This is a genomic window from Turicimonas sp. TL08 (assembly GCF_054660695.1).
Window position 1 is genome coordinate 61,547 of record NZ_BAAGDP010000011.1, and the last position, 19,194, is coordinate 80,740.

At 44.6% G+C, this 19,194-nt stretch carries 19 protein-coding genes; 13 read left to right on the forward strand and 6 right to left on the reverse strand.

Annotated elements, in window-relative coordinates; translation table 11 throughout:
• Positions 1 to 344: 344 nt before the first annotated feature.
• Both speF and potE read left to right on the forward strand, forming a co-directional pair.
• A complete protein-coding gene (speF, locus tag ACYQ4O_RS07215) occupies positions 345 to 2,537 on the forward strand; it encodes an ornithine decarboxylase SpeF (RefSeq protein ID WP_460175202.1) in 2,193 nt (730 codons plus the stop codon).
• A 66-nt stretch (positions 2,538 to 2,603) separates the two neighbouring features.
• The gene (gene potE, locus ACYQ4O_RS07220; protein WP_308514145.1) at positions 2,604 to 3,911 is read left to right on the forward strand and encodes a putrescine-ornithine antiporter; all 1,308 of its coding nucleotides are present in this window, start codon (positions 2,604 to 2,606) and stop codon (positions 3,909 to 3,911) included.
• Between the two features lie 243 nt (positions 3,912 to 4,154).
• Here potE and ACYQ4O_RS07225 read toward each other — a convergent pair whose 3' ends face one another.
• Positions 4,155 to 4,397, reverse strand: a complete 243-nt coding sequence (locus ACYQ4O_RS07225; RefSeq protein ID WP_460175203.1) for a hypothetical protein — start codon at positions 4,395 to 4,397, stop codon at positions 4,155 to 4,157.
• 358 nt (positions 4,398 to 4,755) lie between these two features.
• Between ACYQ4O_RS07225 and uvrB the strand changes: the two genes are divergently transcribed.
• From uvrB to ACYQ4O_RS07280, 11 genes are all read left to right on the forward strand, one after another.
• Positions 4,756 to 6,801, forward strand: a complete 2,046-nt coding sequence (gene uvrB / locus ACYQ4O_RS07230) for an excinuclease ABC subunit UvrB (protein ID WP_308514147.1) — start codon at positions 4,756 to 4,758, stop codon at positions 6,799 to 6,801.
• A gap of 176 nt (positions 6,802 to 6,977) precedes the next feature.
• Positions 6,978 to 7,478, forward strand: coding sequence for a low molecular weight protein-tyrosine-phosphatase (locus tag ACYQ4O_RS07235; protein WP_066595539.1), 501 nt, complete (start codon positions 6,978 to 6,980; stop codon positions 7,476 to 7,478).
• A gap of 386 nt (positions 7,479 to 7,864) precedes the next feature.
• Entirely contained in the window at positions 7,865 to 8,338 is a 474-nt protein-coding gene (locus ACYQ4O_RS07240) for an Rrf2 family transcriptional regulator (protein ID WP_308514148.1), read from the forward strand.
• Between the two features lie 12 nt (positions 8,339 to 8,350).
• Complete coding sequence (locus tag ACYQ4O_RS07245) at positions 8,351 to 9,559, forward strand: IscS subfamily cysteine desulfurase (protein ID WP_277041059.1); 1,209 nt, start codon at positions 8,351 to 8,353, stop codon at positions 9,557 to 9,559.
• A 15-nt stretch (positions 9,560 to 9,574) separates the two neighbouring features.
• Complete coding sequence (gene iscU, locus ACYQ4O_RS07250) at positions 9,575 to 9,970, forward strand: Fe-S cluster assembly scaffold IscU (RefSeq protein ID WP_460175204.1); 396 nt, start codon at positions 9,575 to 9,577, stop codon at positions 9,968 to 9,970.
• Positions 9,970 to 10,293, forward strand: coding sequence for an iron-sulfur cluster assembly protein IscA (iscA, locus tag ACYQ4O_RS07255; protein WP_066595548.1), 324 nt, complete (start codon positions 9,970 to 9,972; stop codon positions 10,291 to 10,293). Before iscU ends, iscA begins: the two co-directional genes overlap by 1 nt.
• A gap of 20 nt (positions 10,294 to 10,313) precedes the next feature.
• Positions 10,314 to 10,814, forward strand: a complete 501-nt coding sequence (gene hscB / locus ACYQ4O_RS07260) for a Fe-S protein assembly co-chaperone HscB (protein WP_460175205.1) — start codon at positions 10,314 to 10,316, stop codon at positions 10,812 to 10,814.
• Positions 10,815 to 10,818: 4 nt separating this feature from the next.
• A complete protein-coding gene (gene hscA, locus ACYQ4O_RS07265; protein WP_460175206.1) occupies positions 10,819 to 12,681 on the forward strand; it encodes a Fe-S protein assembly chaperone HscA in 1,863 nt (620 codons plus the stop codon).
• 2 nt (positions 12,682 to 12,683) lie between these two features.
• A complete protein-coding gene (fdx, locus tag ACYQ4O_RS07270) occupies positions 12,684 to 13,022 on the forward strand; it encodes an ISC system 2Fe-2S type ferredoxin (RefSeq protein WP_277037719.1) in 339 nt (112 codons plus the stop codon).
• Between the two features lie 2 nt (positions 13,023 to 13,024).
• Positions 13,025 to 13,219, forward strand: coding sequence for a Fe-S cluster assembly protein IscX (gene iscX, locus ACYQ4O_RS07275; protein WP_308514151.1), 195 nt, complete (start codon positions 13,025 to 13,027; stop codon positions 13,217 to 13,219).
• 200 nt (positions 13,220 to 13,419) lie between these two features.
• The gene (locus ACYQ4O_RS07280; protein WP_460175207.1) at positions 13,420 to 14,103 is read left to right on the forward strand and encodes a DUF7424 family protein; all 684 of its coding nucleotides are present in this window, start codon (positions 13,420 to 13,422) and stop codon (positions 14,101 to 14,103) included.
• 94 nt (positions 14,104 to 14,197) lie between these two features.
• Here the strand turns inward: ACYQ4O_RS07280 and ACYQ4O_RS07285 are convergent, their stop codons facing one another.
• The 5 genes from ACYQ4O_RS07285 to msrB form a co-directional block, all read right to left on the reverse strand.
• Positions 14,198 to 15,052: an NUDIX hydrolase gene (locus tag ACYQ4O_RS07285; RefSeq protein WP_460175208.1), complete on the reverse strand. Its 855-nt coding sequence runs from the start codon at positions 15,050 to 15,052 to the stop codon at positions 14,198 to 14,200.
• A 2-nt stretch (positions 15,053 to 15,054) separates the two neighbouring features.
• Positions 15,055 to 16,578, reverse strand: coding sequence for a lysine--tRNA ligase (gene lysS / locus ACYQ4O_RS07290; protein ID WP_460175209.1), 1,524 nt, complete (start codon positions 16,576 to 16,578; stop codon positions 15,055 to 15,057).
• Between the two features lie 2 nt (positions 16,579 to 16,580).
• Entirely contained in the window at positions 16,581 to 17,348 is a 768-nt protein-coding gene (locus tag ACYQ4O_RS07295) for an SDR family NAD(P)-dependent oxidoreductase (protein ID WP_460175210.1), read from the reverse strand.
• A gap of 1 nt (position 17,349) precedes the next feature.
• A protein-coding gene (gene prfB / locus ACYQ4O_RS07300; RefSeq protein ID WP_460175211.1) for a peptide chain release factor 2 occupies positions 17,350 to 18,454 on the reverse strand; the annotation gives its coding sequence in 2 pieces (ribosomal slippage) (positions 17,350 to 18,372 and positions 18,374 to 18,454; 1,104 coding nt in all).
• A 271-nt stretch (positions 18,455 to 18,725) separates the two neighbouring features.
• Positions 18,726 to 19,187 carry a peptide-methionine (R)-S-oxide reductase MsrB gene (gene msrB / locus ACYQ4O_RS07305; protein ID WP_460175228.1) on the reverse strand — a complete coding sequence of 154 codons (462 nt, stop codon included), beginning with the start codon at positions 19,185 to 19,187 and terminating at the stop codon, positions 18,726 to 18,728.
• Positions 19,188 to 19,194 lie beyond the last annotated feature (7 nt).

Here is a 19,194-nt window from a genome sequence, read left to right on the forward strand (position 1 = left end):
CAATCTTAATTTTATTAGGAGTGCTGCCATGTGCATCTTCAACATCGGCAAGTGCCTATTCAACATAGGCATGCGCCGCACTCGTCATCTGACGCAGTTTTCAATGCGCGATTGCTTCTCATTCGATAAATTCAGCGGCACGGGCCGCTAGTCCTCTGCTCCAGCGGCTTTTAGCCCTCCTGGATCCTAACCATTTCCGGTTAAGTTCAAGTTTGTGATTCTCTATATCTCTCAGTGGGAAGAGATTGGTCGACTATTGCCGTTCATAAACTTGGGCACAAAATTCGCTTAAAAATTTTTTGATGGAGTTATTACTTTAAGTAATAAAACCAGAGGACACTATTATGCATAAAATGAAAATTGCTGCTTCCCAGAAAATTAAAGACATGCTTCAAGTTGAACGCGAAGTTGTAGACCTTGTCACAGCTGATTTAACTGAAGTTTCTGCAGTAGTTATTAGCCTTGACGACTACCGTAACGGTAAATTGAAGAGAGTTGATGCAACTGCATTCGGTCTTCCAATTTTCTTAATGATGGATTCCGATCAGGAAACACCTAAAGAATTGATCGGCCGTATCGTTGGTGTTATCAATGACGACCCAACAAACCGCCGTCTCTATGGCCGTCAAATCGACGAAGCCGCTAGAGGATACGAAAGCAAAGTTCTTCCTCCGTTCTTTGGGGCTCTTACACACTATGTAAGACAGGGTAAAGCACAATTTGACTGCCCGGGACACCAAGGTGGTTCTTATTTCCGCCGTCATCCGGCAGGCCGCGCTTTTTATGACTTCTTCGGTGAAGAAATCTTCCGTTCCGACCTCTGCAACGCAGACGTTTCTATGGGCGACCTTTTGATTCACGAAGGAGCTCCATGCGAATCTCAAAAAGCAGCTGCCAAGATTTACAACGCTGATAAGACTTATTTCGTTTTGAACGGTACATCCGCTTCTAATAAGGTTGTGCTGAATGCTTGTTTAACACCGGGAGACTTGGTTCTTTACGATAGAAATAACCATAAGTCCATTAATCACGGTGCTCTTCTCCAGGCTGGTGCAACACCGATTTATTTGGAAACTGCACGCAACCCCTATGGATTCATTGGCGGTATTGATGAAAAGTGCTTTGACGAAGCTTATTTAAGAAAGCTGGTTGCCGAAAAAGTTCCTGAAAAAGCAAATGCTAAGAGACCGTTTAGACTTGCCGTTATTCAGCTCGGTACTTATGACGGTACTATTTACAATGCCCGTCAAGTAGTTGACAAGATCGGCCATCTTTGCGATTACATTCTGTTTGACTCCGCATGGGTTGGTTATGAACAGTTCATTCCAATGATGAGAGACTGCTCTCCATTGCTTTTGGATTTGGGACCGGAAGACCCAGGTATTTTCGTTACACAGTCCGTTCATAAGCAGCAAGCAGGTTTCTCACAGACTTCTCAGATTCACAAGAAAGACTCCCATATTAAGGGTCAAGACAGATACATTCCTCATAAAGTCGTTAACAACGCCTTTATGATGCACGCTTCTACAAGCCCGTTCTATCCTCTCTTTGCCGCTCTTGACGTTAATGCCAAGATGCAGGAAGGTGAAGCAGGAAGAAGATTGTGGGCCGATTGCGTCAGAACAACTATTGAAGCTCGCAAACTTCTATTGGCAACTTGCCACTACATCAAGCCGTTTATTCCTACTAAGGTTAACGGAACTCCATGGCAGGATTATCCGACAGAACAGATTGCTACAGATCTGAACTTCTTCAAGTTCGGTCCCGGTGAAAAATGGCATGCCTTCGAAGGATACGGTCAGGATCAATACATTGTCGATCCATGCAAGTTCTTGCTCACAACTCCGGGTATCAATCCTGAAACAGGTGAATACGAAGAGTTCGGTGTTCCGGCAACTATTTTGGCCAACTACTTGCGTGAAAACGGCATCATTCCTGAAAAGAACGATTTGAACTCCATTTTGTTCTTGATGACTCCTGCCGAAGACAAAGAAAAGATGGACCATCTAGTTACACAGATTGCCCGCTTCGAAAGATTGCTTGACGAAAATGCAGCTCTTGAAGATGTTCTGCCAAGCGTTTACAAGGCCAACGAAGAACGTTACAAGGGTTATACAATCAGACAGCTCTGCCAAGAAATGCACGATTTCTACAAAGAGAGAAACATTAAGGAAATTCAAAAGCAAATGTTCCGCTTTGACTATTTCCCGAAATCTGTTGTTAATCCGCAAGAAGCTCACTTTGCCTTCCTTCGCGGCCAAACTGATCTCATTCCAATGGATCAGGCAGAAGACAGAGTCGCTGCTGAAGGAGCTCTTCCTTATCCACCGGGAGTTCTTTGCTGCTTCCCGGGCGAAGTTTGGGGTGGTCCGGTTCTGCAGTACTTCTTAGCATGGGAAGAAGCTATTAACCGGATGCCTGGATTCGCTCCAGAGCTGCAGGGTGTATACCTCAAGAACGAAGACGGCAAGAAGAGAGTTTATTGCTACGTCCTCAAAGAAGAGGTTGCAAAACGCTTGTCTCAGCCTAAAGCGTAATTTCTTCCAACGCCCGGAGCCGGGAGGCTCCGGGGATCAACTTACTTATTCGGATAAAAAAATATCATGTCTGAAAATCGTGCAAAGATGTCCGTCACGCAGTTGACACTGCTTACTGCTATTAACATGATGGGCTCCGGAATTGTTATGCTTCCTACAAAGTTGGCAGAAGTGGGAACTATCTCAATCCTCTCTTGGTTAATTACCGCTTTAGGTTCTTTGTGCTTGGCTTATGCATTTGCTAAGTGCGGAATGTTCAGTAAACGTCCAGGTATGGGCGGCTATACTGAATACGCATTCGGTAAGGCCGGTAACTTCATGGCAAACTACACGTACGGTGTATCTTTGCTGTTCGCTAATATCGCTATTGCTATTACATGTGTCGGTTATGGAGCCGAATTCCTGGAAATGGAACTAAGCCCGGTAGCCGTATGTATTTCTACAATCGTCGTGCTTTGGCTTTGCACAGTAGCAAACTTCGCCGGTGCCTCTATTACCGGCAAATTCAGCTCGGTTGCAGTTTGGTGTGCCATTCTCCCGGTTCTTTGCTTGTCCGTTATCGGCTGGTTCTGGTTCAGCCCGACAATGTACATCGAAGCTTGGAACCCTCATAACGAACCGTTCTTCAGCGCTGTCGGTGCTTCGATTTCCATGACTTTGTGGGCCTTCCTTGGATTGGAAAGTGCTTGTGCAAACTCTGACGCCGTTGACAATCCTGAAAAGAATGTTCCAATCGCAGTATTGGCTGCTACGATTGGTGTGGCAATCATCTACATTGTTTCCACCAACATCATCGCCGGTATCGTTCCTAACGCAGAACTCGTGAAATCTAATGCTCCGTTCGGTTTGACATTTACCATGATGTTCAACTCCACAATCGGTAAGATCGTCATGTTCATGTTGGTTCTGTCTTGTGCAGGCTCCACTCTTGGCTGGCAGTTCACAATTGCTAAAGTATTCCAGCAGTCTGCAGTTGACGGTTTCTTCCCGAAAGCCTTTGCTAAGGTTAACAAATGGGAAGCACCGGTTCTCGGTATGCTGATTATTGTTGCAGTCCAAACAGGCTTCTGCTTCATGACAATCAGCCCGGAATTGTTCAAGCAGTTCAATAGACTCGTTGACCTCGCCGTTGTGACAAACATCATGCCTTACATCCTGTCTATGGCAGCTCTGCCGGTCATCATGAAGGCAGCTCATGTTGAAGTCACCAAAGCTAAAGTGTATGTCTTCATCGGTTTCATCGGTGCGGTTTACAGCTTCTACGCTTTGTTCTCCACCGGCATCAACGAAGTTTTCTGGGGTTCTTTAGCCACATTCCTCGGTTGGACTCTCTGGGGCTTTATCGCACCGAAGTTCAGTAAAAATGAAGCTTAATAAATCCTAACTTAGCAATTCTCCAGGGTACGCAAAGGCCGCCGTAAGGCGGTCTTTGTGTCACTGTCTGTTTTGAAGTTGATTTCGCTATGGAAAAAAGAATGGTGGAGAAGGATGAGCCTTCTCAGTTGCGTGACATGACGACAATGTCAACCAAATAAGTCCAGATGTTTTAAGTACAAAAAAATTGGACCAAGAGAACTTGAAATCCCAGGTCCAACTTTTTAAAACTTCTATGACAAATTAATTTTTAGCGATAAGGCTCGGTTCTGTGAAGATTTTTCCTGTGTAGTCGATCTTGACCAGAATGTGTTTGTTTTCTATCTGGATTCCTTCAACTTTCACTTCTTTTTTGACGAAAGCTGTTTTAACCGGTACAAACTTTCCTTTAGAAAGAGAGTCTGCATCCCAGCGATGAACGAATTTAGCGTTTGCAGTACCAAAAACGAAAAGACCAGCGGCTAAGATCAAGAAAGTTTTCTTCATTTTTCCCCTCCTTTGTTCTGAGATCATCCTAACACGTCAATTGAAAGAGAGGTATTAGGGTTAGGTCCCCAGGGAATTTTGTCGACAAGGAAATATTTCACAATTTTTTGTTAACTAAATTCTTTTGGTACAAGGCAGGACGGCCGTCGCGGAAAATCGATGAAGAGGAAAGAGACGAAATTAATGACTTCAATATGTTGTGGAAAGAATGATACAGTCGAGTTCTTCTCTTTGATATTTTTCATTAAAGCGATTACCGAAACGCTGGAAATTATCTTTCTCATCTCAAATTGAAAATCTATACTCTTTGGAATTGACTGCAAGTGATAGGATTATCCGAGTAGTTAGGAGAAGTTAGTTGGCAAATATTATTCGTTATCCAAATTCCCCATTTGAACTCCACCAACCTTTTGAGCCGGCAGGCGATCAACCGCAGGCAATTAAAGAATTAGTGGAAGGCGTAGAAGACGGACTTGCGGCACAGACCCTATTAGGGGTGACCGGCAGCGGTAAAACTTTTACCATGGCCAATGTAATTGCCAAAACAGGGCTGCCGACCCTTATCATGGCTCCGAATAAAACCTTGGCTGCACAGCTCTACTCGGAAATGAGAGATTTCTTCCCGAATAATGCCGTTGAATATTTCGTCAGCTACTACGATTACTATCAGCCGGAAGCCTACGTTCCCCAGCGCGACCTCTTTATTGAAAAAGATTCTTCAATTAACGAGCACATCGAACAGATGCGTTTGGCCGCTTCTAAGAGTGTGCTGGAAAGACGTGACGTCATTATTGTGGCGACCGTCAGTGCAATTTACGGTATCGGGAAACCGGAGTCCTACACGGAAATGCGGCTTATCTTAAAGCGCGGACAAAGAATTGATCAGCGTGACTTGATTGCTCATTTGGTCAGAATCCAATATCAGAGAAATGATATGGATTTCACTCGAGGGACGTTCCGCGTCCGTGGCGACACTATCGATGTATTCCCTGCCGAGCATTCGGAATTGGCATTGAGAATTCAGCTCTTTGATGATGAAATTGAGGAAATGTATTTCTTCGATCCGCTGACAGGGAAGGTCAGACATAAAGTGGATCGTTTCTCGATTTATCCGACTTCTAACTATGTAACACCGCGCCATGACATTCTTCGGGCTATTGACACGATTAAGGAAGAACTTAAAGAAAGAGAAGCCACATTTCTGAGCGAAGGAAAGCTGCTGGAAGCTCAGAGAATTAAAGAAAGAACTCAGTTCGACCTCGAGATGCTAAATGAACTCGGTTTCTGTAAAGGCATTGAGAACTACAGCCGTCATTTATCGGGTGCGTTACCGGGAGAACCTCCTCCGACGTTAATTGATTATCTGCCGAAAGATGCCTTGATGTTCTTTGATGAATCACATGTCTTGTTGGGTCAGATAGGGGGAATGTACCGAGGCGACGCATCAAGAAAAGACACTCTTGTTCAATACGGTTTCAGACTGCCGAGTGCTAGAGACAACCGTCCGCTTAAATTTGATGAGTTTGAACGGAAGATGAGAAGGGCGATTTTTGTTTCCGCTACCCCTTCCAAATATGAGGCTGAACATTCGTCGCAGATTGTTGAGCAAGTGGTTCGCCCGACAGGTTTGATCGATCCGGAAGTAGAAGTACGTCCGGCAGGCACTCAGGTGGATGATGTTTTAGCTGAAATCAAAGAGCGGGTGCCCAAAGGACAAAGAATATTAATAACGACACTTACCAAGAAAATGGCAGAAGATCTGACTGAGTTCTTGGAAGATAACGGAGTTAAGGTTCGTTACTTGCACTCTGATATTGACACGGTTGAAAGAGTGGAGATCATCCGAGATTTGCGTGCCGGCGTTTTCGATGTGTTAGTGGGCATTAACTTGCTTCGTGAAGGCTTGGATATTCCTGAGGTCGCTCTTGTGGCTATTTTGGATGCAGATAAAGAAGGGTTCCTGCGCAGTGAGCGATCTTTAATTCAAACCATCGGCCGCGCAGCACGTAATGTCGAAGGAAAAGCTATTCTTTACGCCGATAAAATTACCGACTCCATGCGTTTGGCTATGGAGGAAACGGAAAGAAGACGCAAGAAACAAAGCGACTTCAATAAGGCTCACGGAATTACGCCGAAGAGCGTAAAGAAAGAAATCAAAGACATTATTGATGGAGTCTACAAAGATCTGGTTGATGATCCGGCTTCAAATCTTGTTGACGGGATGGACTGGGAAAGAATGGATCCCAAAGAGCTGGCCAGAGAGATCAAAAAACTGGAAAAAGAAATGTTCGAGTGTGCTAAGAATTTGGAATTTGAGAAGGCTGCTGCTATTCGCGACAAACTAAGCACCGTGAAAAAACAAGTTTTTGGTGCTGACGGCCACGACTCTGATGAAAAAATCTAAAAAATTTCGTCACAAAAGAGCGCAAGATAGGAAAATACATACTTTTATTTTTCAATAATTTTGCTTACTATATATCAGCCTTAAAAGAGGCATTGTCCCTTTTAAGAGCGATTTCTGTGCCTGTTTTAACGTAACTGGCTGGATTTGAAGAAAAAAATTAAAAATTGGCGTAATTAATTATGGTTAAAGTTTTATTTGTCTGTATGGGAAATATTTGCCGTTCCCCTACTGCTGAAGCGGTTTTTGAAAAAATGGTCCGTGAAGCTGGCTTGAGCGATCGTGTTATCGTTGATTCTGCCGGTACTCATGGCTATCACGTCGGAGAGGCTCCGGACGTTCGTGCTCAAATCGCAGGAAGGAAGCGCGGATATGATCTTTCCAACCTTAAAGCCAGACAAATAACGGTGGATGATTTCCGCGAATGCGACTTCATTTTAGCTATGGACTGGGAAAATCTTACTGCAATGCAGCAGATTTGCCCTCCTATGTACAAGCACAAATTGGCTCTCTTGATGCGTTATGCGAGCGAAAACGACACGGCTGTTGTTCCTGATCCGTACTATGGCGGCAACGAAGGCTTCAACACAGTGTTGGATTATTGCGAAGATGCGTGTGAAGGTCTACTTGATGTTGTCAAGAAGAGAGCCTCTATGTACACGCCTTCAAGAAACTTCTAAAATTACGCGCTTACTAAAGGACCGAAAAGGTCCTTTTTTAGTATCTGGGATTTATCCCGAGGAATCTTTCGCCTAACAACTTGCTTGCTCAAAACCTTTCCGGCAACGATTTCCTGTTCACCATTAAATATCTTCTCAACAGCATCATCTTTTCGAATGAGAAAATCGTTTTCTCGAATAATCGCTTCTAATTCATTTATTTTTTGGACTCAAAATAGTTTCGTTTATTTAACAAACACTTGGAAAGAATCCCAGCAGTTTTACTTATCTGATAATTAAAAATTCGAGCAAAGTTCTCATGCTCAGGATGAAAAATAATATTTCCGACAGTTGCACTCGGAAATTGATGAGAGTATATTTCCGACTAAATTAATCGGAATAGGATAATGAAGCTTACTACTAAAGGAAGATTTGCTGTCACTGCGATGCTTGATATTGCGCTCCAAGCCCCGCAGGAGCATGTCACTATAGCGGAAATAAGTGCTAGAAGACACTTATCCCCGTCCTATCTCGAACAGCTTTTCGGAAAACTGAGAAAGGCAGGTTTGGTTGAAGGCAATCGCGGCCCGAAAGGCGGCTACCGCTTAGCTAAATCTTCCGATCAGATTCGAGTTGACGAGATCCTTGATGCCGTAGATTCAACCCTGAAAACTTCCGAATGTACAAAGTCTCGAGCCGGTTGCGACGGCCAGGGAGAATGTATCACCTTTGATTTATGGGACAGCCTCAATGAAGAAATGCGAAAGTTTCTCCATGGCATTTCTCTTAAAGATCTTGCGGAAAAGAAGCTGCTTAAGGATCAAGGTATTCAACAAGTAAAGATTGTTAAACCTTCAAAATCTAATTGCTCTAAAAAATAAATGGAGTCCATAATGAAATTCCCTATCTATCTTGACTACTCTGCAACAACTCCAACTGACCCAAGAGTTGTAGAGAAGATGATTCCCTACCTGAATGAACATTTCGGTAATGCGGCTAGTACAAGCCATCCTTACGGTTGGGATGCAAAGGAAGCCGTTGAAAACGCCCGTGCAGAAGTTGCAAAATTGATCAACGCCGATCCGAAAGAAATCGTTTGGACTAGCGGTGCAACAGAAAGCGATAATTTGGCTATCAAAGGTGCAGCCAGATTCCACAAGGATAAGGGCAAACATTTAATCACAGTCAAGACAGAACACAAGGCAGTTCTTGACTCCATGAGAGAGCTTGAAAGAGAAGGTTTTGAAGTTACTTACTTAGGTGTTGGCAAAGACGGTTTAATCGACCTCGACGAGCTCGCTAAAGCAATGCGTCCTGACACAACATTGGTTTCCGTTATGGCTGTCAACAACGAAATCGGTGTTATCCAAGATATCGAAAAGATCGGTGAAATGTGCCGTGAAAGAGGCATCCTCTTCCACTGCGATGCCACACAGGCCGCCGGTAAGATCCCTCTGGATATGGAAAAGCTCAAAATTGATTTGATGAGCTTGTCCGCTCACAAAGTCTACGGTCCGAAAGGCATGGGAGCTCTTTACGTTCGCCGCAAGCCTCGCGCCAGAATCGAAGCTATCATTCACGGCGGCGGCCATGAAAGAGGTATGAGAAGCGGTACGCTTGCTACTCACCAGATCGTCGGAATGGGCGAAGCTTATCGTTTGGCCCGTCTCGAATTAGAGCAGGAAGCCGAAAGAGAAAGAAAATTGCGCGACAAGCTCCTCAAAGGCCTTTCTGAAATTGAAGCCGTTCATGTTAACGGTAGCATGGAACATCGCGCTCCGTTCAATTTGAATATGAGTTTTGAGTTCGTTGAAGGCGAAGCTTTGATGGCTCGCTGCAAAGACGTTGCCGTTTCTTCCGGATCCGCTTGCACATCTGCCAGCTTGGAACCTTCTTATGTTCTGAAAGCCTTAGGAATCGATGATGAGTTGGCCCACAGCTCCATCCGTTTCTCTATCGGCAGATTTACAACCGAAGAAGAAATCGACTACACCATCAAGCTCTTCAAAGAAAATGTAGCAGCATTAAGAGAGCTTTCTCCGTTGTGGGAAATGCACAAAGAAGGTACAGATCTCAAGTCAGTCGAGTGGAAAGAACATTAATAAGGAATTGAAGTAATGCAATACAGCGAAAAAGTAATGGACCATTTCAACCATCCGAGAAATGTCGGACGTTTGGATAAAAATGATCCCAATGTCGGAACAGGAACACGTGGCGCACCTGCTTGCGGCGATGTGCTTAGCCTCCAGATTAAAGTCAATGACCAAGGCGTTATCGAAGACGCTAAGTTCAAAACTTACGGCTGCACTAGTGCCATCGCTTCTTCTTCTTTGGTCACCGAATTGATCAAAGGTAAAACCCTTGAAGAAGCCCAACAGCTCAAAAATACAGCTATTGCTGAAGAGTTGGAACTTCCTCCTGTCAAAATCCACTGCTCAATTCTTGCAGAGGATGCTATTAAGGCAGCCGTAGAAGATTACCGTCAGAAACAAGAACAATTAGGAAAGAAATAATGGCAGTGACATTGACTGAAAAAGCCGCTGAACACGTTCAGAAGTTCTTGACAAAGCGCGGCAAGGGCATTGGGATTCGCGTCGGCGTGAAGACCAGCGGATGCTCCGGCATGGCTTACGCTCTTGAATTTGCTGATGCAGCAGAGCCTGAAGACAATGTTTTCGAGTCTTACGGAATCAAGGTCATTGTCGATCCGAAGAGCCTTGTTTACATTGACGGTACAGACATCGATTTCGTGAAAGAGGGGCTGAACTCCGGATTTAAGTTCACCAATCCGAACGAGAAAGAAAGCTGCGGCTGCGGCAAATCCTTTCACGTTTAATTCAGTTTAGGAGAGATGAGTTGACTGCTTTTAATGCTTTTCAAATTTTTAATATGCCCGTGAGCTTCAAGATTGATGAAGCTGAACTCGGACAAAAATACTTCCAGATTCAGAAAATGGTGCATCCAGACAGGTTCGCATCTGCCTCTGAGGCTGAAAAGAGAAATGCTCAGCAGTGGTCAACTCGTTTGAACGATGCCTACTCCGTTCTGAAAGACCCCATCCAAAGAGCCAAACTTGTTTGTGCGCTTTTGGGGTCTCCGGTGGATGAAGAATCCAGCGGCTCAATTAATGAAGAGTTTTTAATGGATCAGCTGATTCGCCGCGAAGAAATCTCAACAGCTAAAGAAGCAAATGATGAGGCCCGGCTGAAGCAGCTAAAAGAAGAAATCTCTGAGGAAAAAGAAGACTTGCTGAAAAAAGTCGAACATTCTTTGGACGAGGATAAAGATCCAAAAACTGCCGGTGAGAACATTAAAAAAATAATGTTCCTCGCAAGGCAATTAGAAGATTTGAAATAACTTTATGTCTTTATTGCAAATTTCCGAACCCGGTATGTCAACCGCTCCCCATGAGGAGCGGTTAGCCGTAGGTATAGACCTAGGAACTACCAATTCCTTAGTGGCGACCGTGCGTAATGGCTCACCGGAAGTACTTGTTGATGAAAAGGGAGAAAAGCTTCTTCCTTCCGTTGTTAGATATCTTGAAAACGGGGAGGTGGAAGTCGGTGAAGAAGCCAGACTGAAGTCATCGGAAGATCCTCTCAATACAATTTCCAGTGTTAAGCGGTTAATGGGCAGAAGTGCTGACGAAGTCAGACAAGAGGGCTCTTATATCTCCTACGATTTAACAGATGGCGAAGGAATGCTTAGACTTCGCACGATAAACGGGGAAAAATCCCCGGTTGAAGTTTCTGCAGAAATCCTTAAAAAGCTTAAATCACGGTCTGAAGAAGCGTTAGGCGGTGAACTTGTCGGTGCTGTCGTAACAGTTCCGGCTTATTTCGATGATGCTCAAAGACAAGCAACCAAAGATGCCGCCAAATTGGCAGGATTAAACGTACTGCGTTTGTTAGCCGAGCCAACCGCTGCCGCATTAGCTTACGGGCTTGATAAAGGAGCCGAAGGTCTTTATATCGTGTTCGACTTGGGAGGCGGTACTTTTGACGTCTCTATCCTGCGCTTGTCCAAGGGAGTGTTTGAAGTTCTTGCCACCGGCGGCAATAGCCAGTTAGGCGGCGACGATTTCGACCAAAGATTGTATTGCTGGATTTTGGAACAGGCTGGATTATCCTTCCTCAACAAATCCGATTCACGTCTTCTCTTGGGAAAAGCCAAACAAGCTAAAGAACATTTGACTACTCACGAAAGGGCAGTTATTCACGCAACTTTGAGCGACGGAAAGATTGTTAATCTGACTATTTCCAGAGAGGGTTTTGCTGCTATCACCGCTCATCTTGTTAATAAATGCATTGAAACGACAAAAAACACTCTTAAAGATGCAGGCTTGAAACGCAGCGAAATCAAAGGAGTTGTTTTAGTTGGCGGTTCAACCCGTATGCCAAATGTTCGTGAAGCGGTAGAAAACTACTTTGATCAGCCGCCTTTAACCGATATCGATCCGGATGAAGTGGTTGCGGTTGGAGCTGCGATGCAGGCCAACTTACTTGCCGGCAATCAATCCGGTGAAGATTGGCTTTTGTTAGACGTTACTCCGCTGTCTCTCGGCATCGAAACTATGGGCGGCCTGGTAGAAAAAGTCATTCCAAGAAATACGGCAATTCCAGTTGCCATGGCGCAAGATTTCACAACCTTCAAGGACGGTCAGACAGCAATGTCTTTTCACGTCGTTCAAGGCGAAAGGGACATGGTCGAAGATTGCCGTTCTTTGGCAAAATTCTCGCTTAGAGGAATTCCTCCGATGGTTGCCGGAGCTGCAAGAATCCGCGTTACCTTCCAGGTGGATGCCGACGGTCTTCTTTCAGTTTCCGCAAGAGAAAACACCACGGGAGCAGAAGCGTCCGTTTCAGTTAAGCCGTCCTATGGTTTGAGTGAGGATGAAATCACTAGAATGCTTAAAGATTCTCACGGTCATGCCGAAGAGGATATGAAACTGAGAGAATTGCGTGAGCAGAAAGTTGAAGCAGCCCGCTTGCTTGAATCTACAGAGTCCGCTTTAAAGACTGATGCCGACTTGCTTAATGCTGAGGAACGTTCTCAAATCGACGCTTTAATTGAGGATCTTGTTCGCGTTAAGGAGCAAGATGACACTGAGGCCATTAAGAAAGCAATCAATGCCCTTTCTAAAGGGACTGAAGATTTCGCTGCCCGCAGAATGAATCGAACAATCCTTGCAGCTTTGCAGGGTAAGTCTGTTTACGAGGTATAAAGATGCCAAAAATTACAGTTCTCCCCCATGAAACTATTTGCCCTAATGGCAAGGAATTTGAAGTACCGGCAGGTACTAACTTAGCTCGTGCTTTATTGGACAACGGCGTTCCAATTGAACACGCCTGCGAATTGTCTTGTGCATGTACAACTTGCCACTGCTATATCGACAAAGGATTCGATACCCTTGCTCCAGCTGAGGACGATGAGGAAGACTTGCTTGATCAGGCCTGGGGATTGAAGTCTAATTCAAGACTGTCTTGCCAAACAACAGTTGGCGATGAAGACATTACCGTGGAGATTCCTAAGTACTCCAGAAACCACGCTAGGGAAGCTTTTTAAGTATGAAGTGGTCTGATACAAGAGATATTGCTATTGCTTTAGCGGATGAGTATCCCGATCAGGATCCATTGAAGCTTGGTTTTCCGCAGATGCATCAGATGATCTGTGGACTTGACGGGTTTGAAGATGATCCTGAGGCCAGTAATGAAAAGATCCTTGAAGCGATCTTAATGGCGTGGCTTGATGAAGTTGAGTAATTCAAGCAGTTAGGGAAGCAACTGGACTTTCCGGCATAAACAAAAGCGGCCGCAAGGCCGTTTTTGTTTGTGGAAAAAATAATAACCAATGTTGAATCTCCGAGGTGATTTGGAGCATTATTAGATGGTAGATTTTTTGCTGCAGCAGAAGATATTCAAACTCAATCAATTATTCAATAATCTCAATCAGGAGTCTAATTTTGAAGAAAATACTTCTATCTTCCATTATCTTTCTTGCTCTTCTTGGATGTAAATCTGAGATTGATTTGCCCGTGAAATATTCTCAAGTTTTTGGAAAGCCTCAGCCGAGTACTGGAACTCTTTCGATAGAAGTTCCCGATTGTAAGGAAGAGGCGACAGAAATGGAAAGTTCATCCGTTTTGGAAGCCAAACAAAAAGTCAATTATATTTTTTCTGGTGCCAAATATCTTGGATGTAAAGAGGAAGGTTTTGAAAGCTTCGTTTCTTTTGAGGTGCCTTTCATAATTGGTGGTGTCGGTATGAGAGACTGCAGGAAAAATGAAATTTGCGTGGCCTCCAGTCAGAATAATCAAAATATGAATGTCTTTGTAGGTGAAGAGATCCGCAAAAAGATAACGCTAATTGCCCGAGGCTTCACTTTTTTTGACCCTGATAATTTACGGATTACTCTTACAGTAGATAACGATAGCGGACAGAGCCTGTCTGTGAGAATTCCTAGTGCCTTTTTACGTCACGAAGGAGAAGAAATTCCTTTACATAACACTCGTGGAGGTAACTTTCCGGAAGATACTCTTAAGTTTACATTGAGCAATGTCGCTTCCGCTCAACTTATTAGAGGAAGAGGTGTAGCGACTGCTATGGAATTTCCAGATCGTGAATATGTTGCTCCTCCGTATAAATAAGAAGGCATCGTTGCGAGGATATATGAAAACTACGTTAAGGTAGGAAGTAATGTATTGAAAGCATTAAAGTATTCCTAATCCCAAGATAGAAGATTTAGCTCTTCTGATAGTTAAAGAGATCGGCTGAAAGGCCGTTCTTGTTGGCAATTGATAATAGAACAGACAGAGAAGATTCAAATGTGAATGCACCGACAGCAGCTCTTTGAATCACTTCTTCCTGTGTTAAAAGTTCGAATTTCTCGACTTCTCCGTCAACATTGTGAGGAACAAAGTTGTCGCTAACATCAGCATCGAACATAATCGTATGCTCGAACATCCATCCTTCGGTTACTGCTCTGGAAATCAAATGGCGCTCTAGAAAATGAAATTGGAGAGTGCCTTCTTCGATACCGGCTTCCTCCCAGCTTTCTCGTGCCATGGCTGTCGGAAATGTCTCGCCGATGGGTACCATGCCGGCAGCGCAATTATCCCAATAGCCCGGGTTTATTGCCTTCTTAAATGAACGTTGAGCTACCCATAGACGGCCGTCTTGTGTGTAAGGATTTAGATGAACGGCAAAGGTTGAAAGAGCAAATGGTCTGGCCATCGCTCTTTCAATTTCGGCTAATACCGTGGTTCTGCCGAAGTCTTTGACAGAAACCACTGGTAGTAACTCGTCTCGCCACGCTGTGACGAGACCGGATTGTTTAAAAATCTGAGAAATTGCAGCAATTCTTTTAGAAGCTTGCTGCGCATCATCTGCCAAAATCCGACATCTGGAACACGGTCCGTCAAGCTCAATAAAACGGAATGTTTTCTTGAGAAAAACGGCTTCTTTGCTCTTCAAATGTCCGACAAGAATATCGTTTAAAAATAAAGGAATTCTTGTTGCGGGAACCTTTTCATCAGCTTGTTTTCCAAGCGTGGTAAGAAGGTTAACCAACAGATCTTTGGCAGAATTACTCAGCATTTTTATGACTCGGGACGCATATGTGGGAAGAGAAGAACATCTCGGATGCTGGCAGAATCAGTCAAGAGCATGACGAATCTGTCTAAACCTACACCGCAGCCGCCTGTCGGAGGAAGACCGTATTCAAGGGCGCGAACATAGTCAGCGTCGTAATACATGGCTTCATCGTCGCCTTCTGCTTTGAGTTTTGCTTGAGCTTGGAAACGAGCTGCCTGATCCTGAGGATCATTCAATTCGCTGAAGCCGTTTGCTGTTTCACGTCCGGCCATGAAAAGTTCAAAGCGTTCTGTGATTTCCGGATTCTTGTCGGAAGCGCGGGCTAACGGAGAGATTTCAACCGGATAGTCAATGATGTATGTCGGTTGAATCAATTTGGCTTCTGTTGTTGCTTCGAACATGGCCATTTGAAGGGCGCCGATACCAACGTTCTTCTTCTGTGGCTCTCCGAGTCTTTCCAGTTCTTTGTGCATGAAGTCGGCGTCTTCAAGATTTTCTGCTGTGTACTGCGGGCAGTATTTAAGAACGGCGTCTTTTGCTGTCAGGCGATCAAACGGCTTGGAAAGGTCGATGGTTTGACCCTGATACTGAATAATTTCTGTGCCGATAGTCTGGTTGGCAACAAAGCGGAGAAGTTTTTCTGTGTAATCCATGAGCCAGTGGTATTCCTTGTAGGCTGCATAGAATTCCATCATGGTGAATTCAGGATTGTGACGAACGTCCACACCTTCATTACGGAAGGAACGATTCAATTCAAATACACGTTCAAAACCGCCGACAACCAATCTCTTCAAATAAAGTTCGGGAGCGATACGGAGGTACATGTCCATATCGAGGGCATTGTGATGAGTAATGAACGGCTTTGCAGAAGCTCCGCCCGGAATCGGATGAAGCATTGGAGTTTCAACTTCCATGAAGCGGTGTTCCATCATGAACTGACGTGTAGCGGCAATGGCTTTAGAGCGGATTCTGAATGTCTTGCGTGTGTCTTCGTTCATGATCAGGTCAACGTATCTTTGGCGATAACGGATTTCTTGATCGGACAGACCATGGAACTTGTCAGGAAGCGGACGGATGTTCTTGGTCAAAAGTCTGAGAACTTTGACGCGGACGGAGAGTTCGCCTTTTTGTGTGCGGAACAGTGTGCCTTTGGCACCGACGATATCACCGATATCAATAGTCTTCTTGAAGAGTTCGTAAGTTTCAGGACCAACTTCTGCAAGAGTGATGAAGAACTGGATAGTGCCGCTGACGTCTTTAACTGTAGCAAAGCTGGCTTTGCCCATAACTCGTTTCAACATGACGCGGCCGGCGACTTGAACTTCAACCGGATTGGCTTCTAATTCTTGTGCAGAAGTGTTTTCGTACTTGGCACGAATATCGCCGAGTTCTTCTTTTTTCTCGAAGTCATTCGGATAAGCGGGACCTGCCTGGCGAAGCTTGTCTAACTTGGCGAGTCTCTCTTCGATAATGTGGTTTTCCTGCTCTTTGATCTCTACTTGATCTTTTGCGTTTTCTTGATTTTGCATTTTTATCCTTCGAAGGAAATGTTTCTGATATCGGTAATGGTTTCTTGTCCGAAAGCAGGGCTGTCCAGATAGGCCAAAAGTTTGGCGGCAGCCTTATCAGGCGAAGTTAATTTACTCTCTTCTTTGAGGGTTTTAAATCTTTCGACTTGCGGAAAATCTTCCGAAGAGAGTGAACGAATTTGTTCTTGCATTCCGGTGTCAACGACGCCGGGAGCAACGGAGGAAATCTTGAGTTCGATTCCGTGGATTTTGGCGTCCTCGGAAACGGTAGAAGAAAATCTGTCTAAGGCTGCTTTGGTCGAACAGTACATGGCCCAGCCCGGAACGTCTTTTCTAGCGGCGCCGGAAGAAATATTCATGATTCTCTTCGGCGCTTTCCAATTCTTGGTTAATTCTAAAAATCTCTGAATAATAAGAACCGGTGCTTCAAAGTTGATGCGGATCGTGTGATCGATGTCAGGAGCAGAGGCCTCAGAAATCGGTCCGACAGGTCCGAGAACTCCGGCATTGTTGATGAGCCTGACAGAAGAGAATTGCTCCGGCGAGGCTTGGTTAATCAGCCAGGAAACGGTCGAAACTGTGGAATTAAGATCTGTTAAGTCAACGGGAAGCTGAATTAACTCACAGCCGCGTTCTTTGGCGATTCCGACAAGCTCAGTGTCCGGATGACGCTCAATGGTGGCAACGGTATCGCCTACCTTCATGCATTGAAGTGCCAGCTGCTTGCCTAAGCCCTTGGAGGCACCGGTGATGATGGTTAGTGTCGACATCTTAGACTCCCTGCTTCAAACTTGCTTCAATGAACTGTTCTAAAGCACCGTCCAGGACAGCTGTTGTGTTGCCTGTTTCGACATTGGTTCTTAAGTCTTTAACGCGGGACTGATCCAACACGTAGGAGCGAATCTGATGGCCCCAAGAAATATCACTCTTGCTGTCTTCAACCGCTTGCTGAACGGCCTGGCGCTTTCTCAATTCAGCTTCGTAGAGCTTAGATTTCAGAACAGCCATCGCATCGGCTTTGTTTTGATGCTGGCTTCGGCCATTTTGGCAAACAGCAACAATACCTGTCGGAATATGTGTGATTCGAACGGCCGAGTCTGTCTTCTGAATATGCTGACCGCCCGCACCGGAAGCTCGGAAAGTATCAATTCTAAGGTCAGATGGATTGATGTCAATTTCAAAAGATTCGTCAACTTCCGGGTACACAAATACGGACGCAAAAGAGGTATGTCTTCTGGCGTTTGAATCAAACGGGCTCTTTCTGACTAAGCGGTGAATACCGGTTTCAGTTCTGAGCCAGCCGTAAGCATAATTGCCGGTAATTTTGATTGTGCAGCCTTTGATGCCGGCCACATCGCCTTCAGTCTCTTCAATGAGCTCTGCTTTGAAATCTTGACGTTCAGAGAACTTGAGATACATTCTTTCCAGCATGCTTGCCCAGTCTTGAGCCTCGGTACCTCCGGCACCGGCCTGAATTTCCAGGAAACAATTGGCTTCATCGTGATCTTGGTTGAACATACGTTGAAATTCGAGATGCTCAACTTTTTTCCGCATCTCGCAGACGTCATGCTCGATCGCAAGCAGAGTGTCTTCATCATCTTCTGCTTGAGACAATTCAAAAAGTTCTAAGGAATCTTTTAAGCCGGTTTGCAGGTCTCTCAAACCGAGGACGATGTCTTCTAATCGTTTCTTTTCTTGGCTGATTTCCTGAGCTCTTTCAGGATTATTCCAAAGGTCAGGATTTTCTATTTCACGGTTGACTTCTTCTAGTTTTCTTTCTTTCTCGTCGAAGTCAAAGATACCCCCGAAGTTCTTCTACGCGGGATAAGAGATCTTCCGCAGTGGAAGAAATAAGGTTTAGGCGTTCAACATCCATTCGTTTTTCCAATTAAATCAAGAGTGGTACAACTTTCAATGAACCTGACATTGTACCAATGATAGGCATTAAAAACGGCTTTTCCTTAACAACATCGAGCCTGGTGGCTTGCGAAAAATTTTCTAAATAACCAAGTAGTTACTGGTGGTGAACCAAGTCAAGAGCACCTGAAGTTGCAACAAATAGTTTGAGAAAATATTCTCATGCAGGCCTTGAGCCTAAAGGCTTCTAAAGACCTGCATGGACGGCGCTTAAGTGGATTAGATCTCCTTTACTGAGGTTTTTTGATCAAATCGATGTATTGGCCGTAACCTTCTTTCTCCATGTCCTCAAGTGGAATGAATCTCAGCGCTGCACTGTTGATGCAATAACGCAAGCCTCCTTTATCTCTTGGACCATCCGGAAAAACATGCCCTAAGTGAGAGTTTCCGATTTTGCTTCTGACTTCAGTTCTGAGCATCCCGTGGCTGCTGTCGAGATGATTGGTGACGGCAGAGGCTTCTATCGGTTTGGAAAAACTAGGCCATCCGCAGCCGGAATCAAATTTGTCGGAAGAGAGAAAAAGGGGTTCTCCGGTTACGATATCTACGTAAATTCCCGGCTCTTTGTTGTTCCAATACTTTCCGGTGAATGCTTTTTCTGTGCCTGAGTTGTGAGTAACGTAATACTCTTCGGGTGTTAATTTTTTCTTGATCTCTTCTAAGCTTGGTTTTTCATAAGACGACTTTTGCAAAGGTAAG

Bases quoted from the DNA above. Each gene is read 5' to 3' on its own strand.
- speF (WP_460175202.1), top strand. From the start codon at position 345: ATGCATAAAATGAAAATTGCTGCTTCCCAGAAAATTAAAGACATGCTT.
- potE (WP_308514145.1), top strand. From the start codon at position 2,604: ATGTCTGAAAATCGTGCAAAGATGTCCGTCACGCAGTTGACACTGCTT.
- ACYQ4O_RS07225 (WP_460175203.1), bottom strand. From the start codon at position 4,397: ATGAAGAAAACTTTCTTGATCTTAGCCGCTGGTCTTTTCGTTTTTGGT.
- ACYQ4O_RS07240 (WP_308514148.1), top strand. From the start codon at position 7,865: ATGAAGCTTACTACTAAAGGAAGATTTGCTGTCACTGCGATGCTTGAT.
- ACYQ4O_RS07245 (WP_277041059.1), top strand. From the start codon at position 8,351: ATGAAATTCCCTATCTATCTTGACTACTCTGCAACAACTCCAACTGAC.
- iscU (WP_460175204.1), top strand. From the start codon at position 9,575: ATGCAATACAGCGAAAAAGTAATGGACCATTTCAACCATCCGAGAAAT.
- iscA (WP_066595548.1), top strand. From the start codon at position 9,970: ATGGCAGTGACATTGACTGAAAAAGCCGCTGAACACGTTCAGAAGTTC.
- hscA (WP_460175206.1), top strand. From the start codon at position 10,819: ATGTCTTTATTGCAAATTTCCGAACCCGGTATGTCAACCGCTCCCCAT.
- fdx (WP_277037719.1), top strand. From the start codon at position 12,684: ATGCCAAAAATTACAGTTCTCCCCCATGAAACTATTTGCCCTAATGGC.
- iscX (WP_308514151.1), top strand. From the start codon at position 13,025: ATGAAGTGGTCTGATACAAGAGATATTGCTATTGCTTTAGCGGATGAG.
- ACYQ4O_RS07285 (WP_460175208.1), bottom strand. From the start codon at position 15,052: ATGCTGAGTAATTCTGCCAAAGATCTGTTGGTTAACCTTCTTACCACG.
- lysS (WP_460175209.1), bottom strand. From the start codon at position 16,578: ATGCAAAATCAAGAAAACGCAAAAGATCAAGTAGAGATCAAAGAGCAG.
- ACYQ4O_RS07295 (WP_460175210.1), bottom strand. From the start codon at position 17,348: ATGTCGACACTAACCATCATCACCGGTGCCTCCAAGGGCTTAGGCAAG.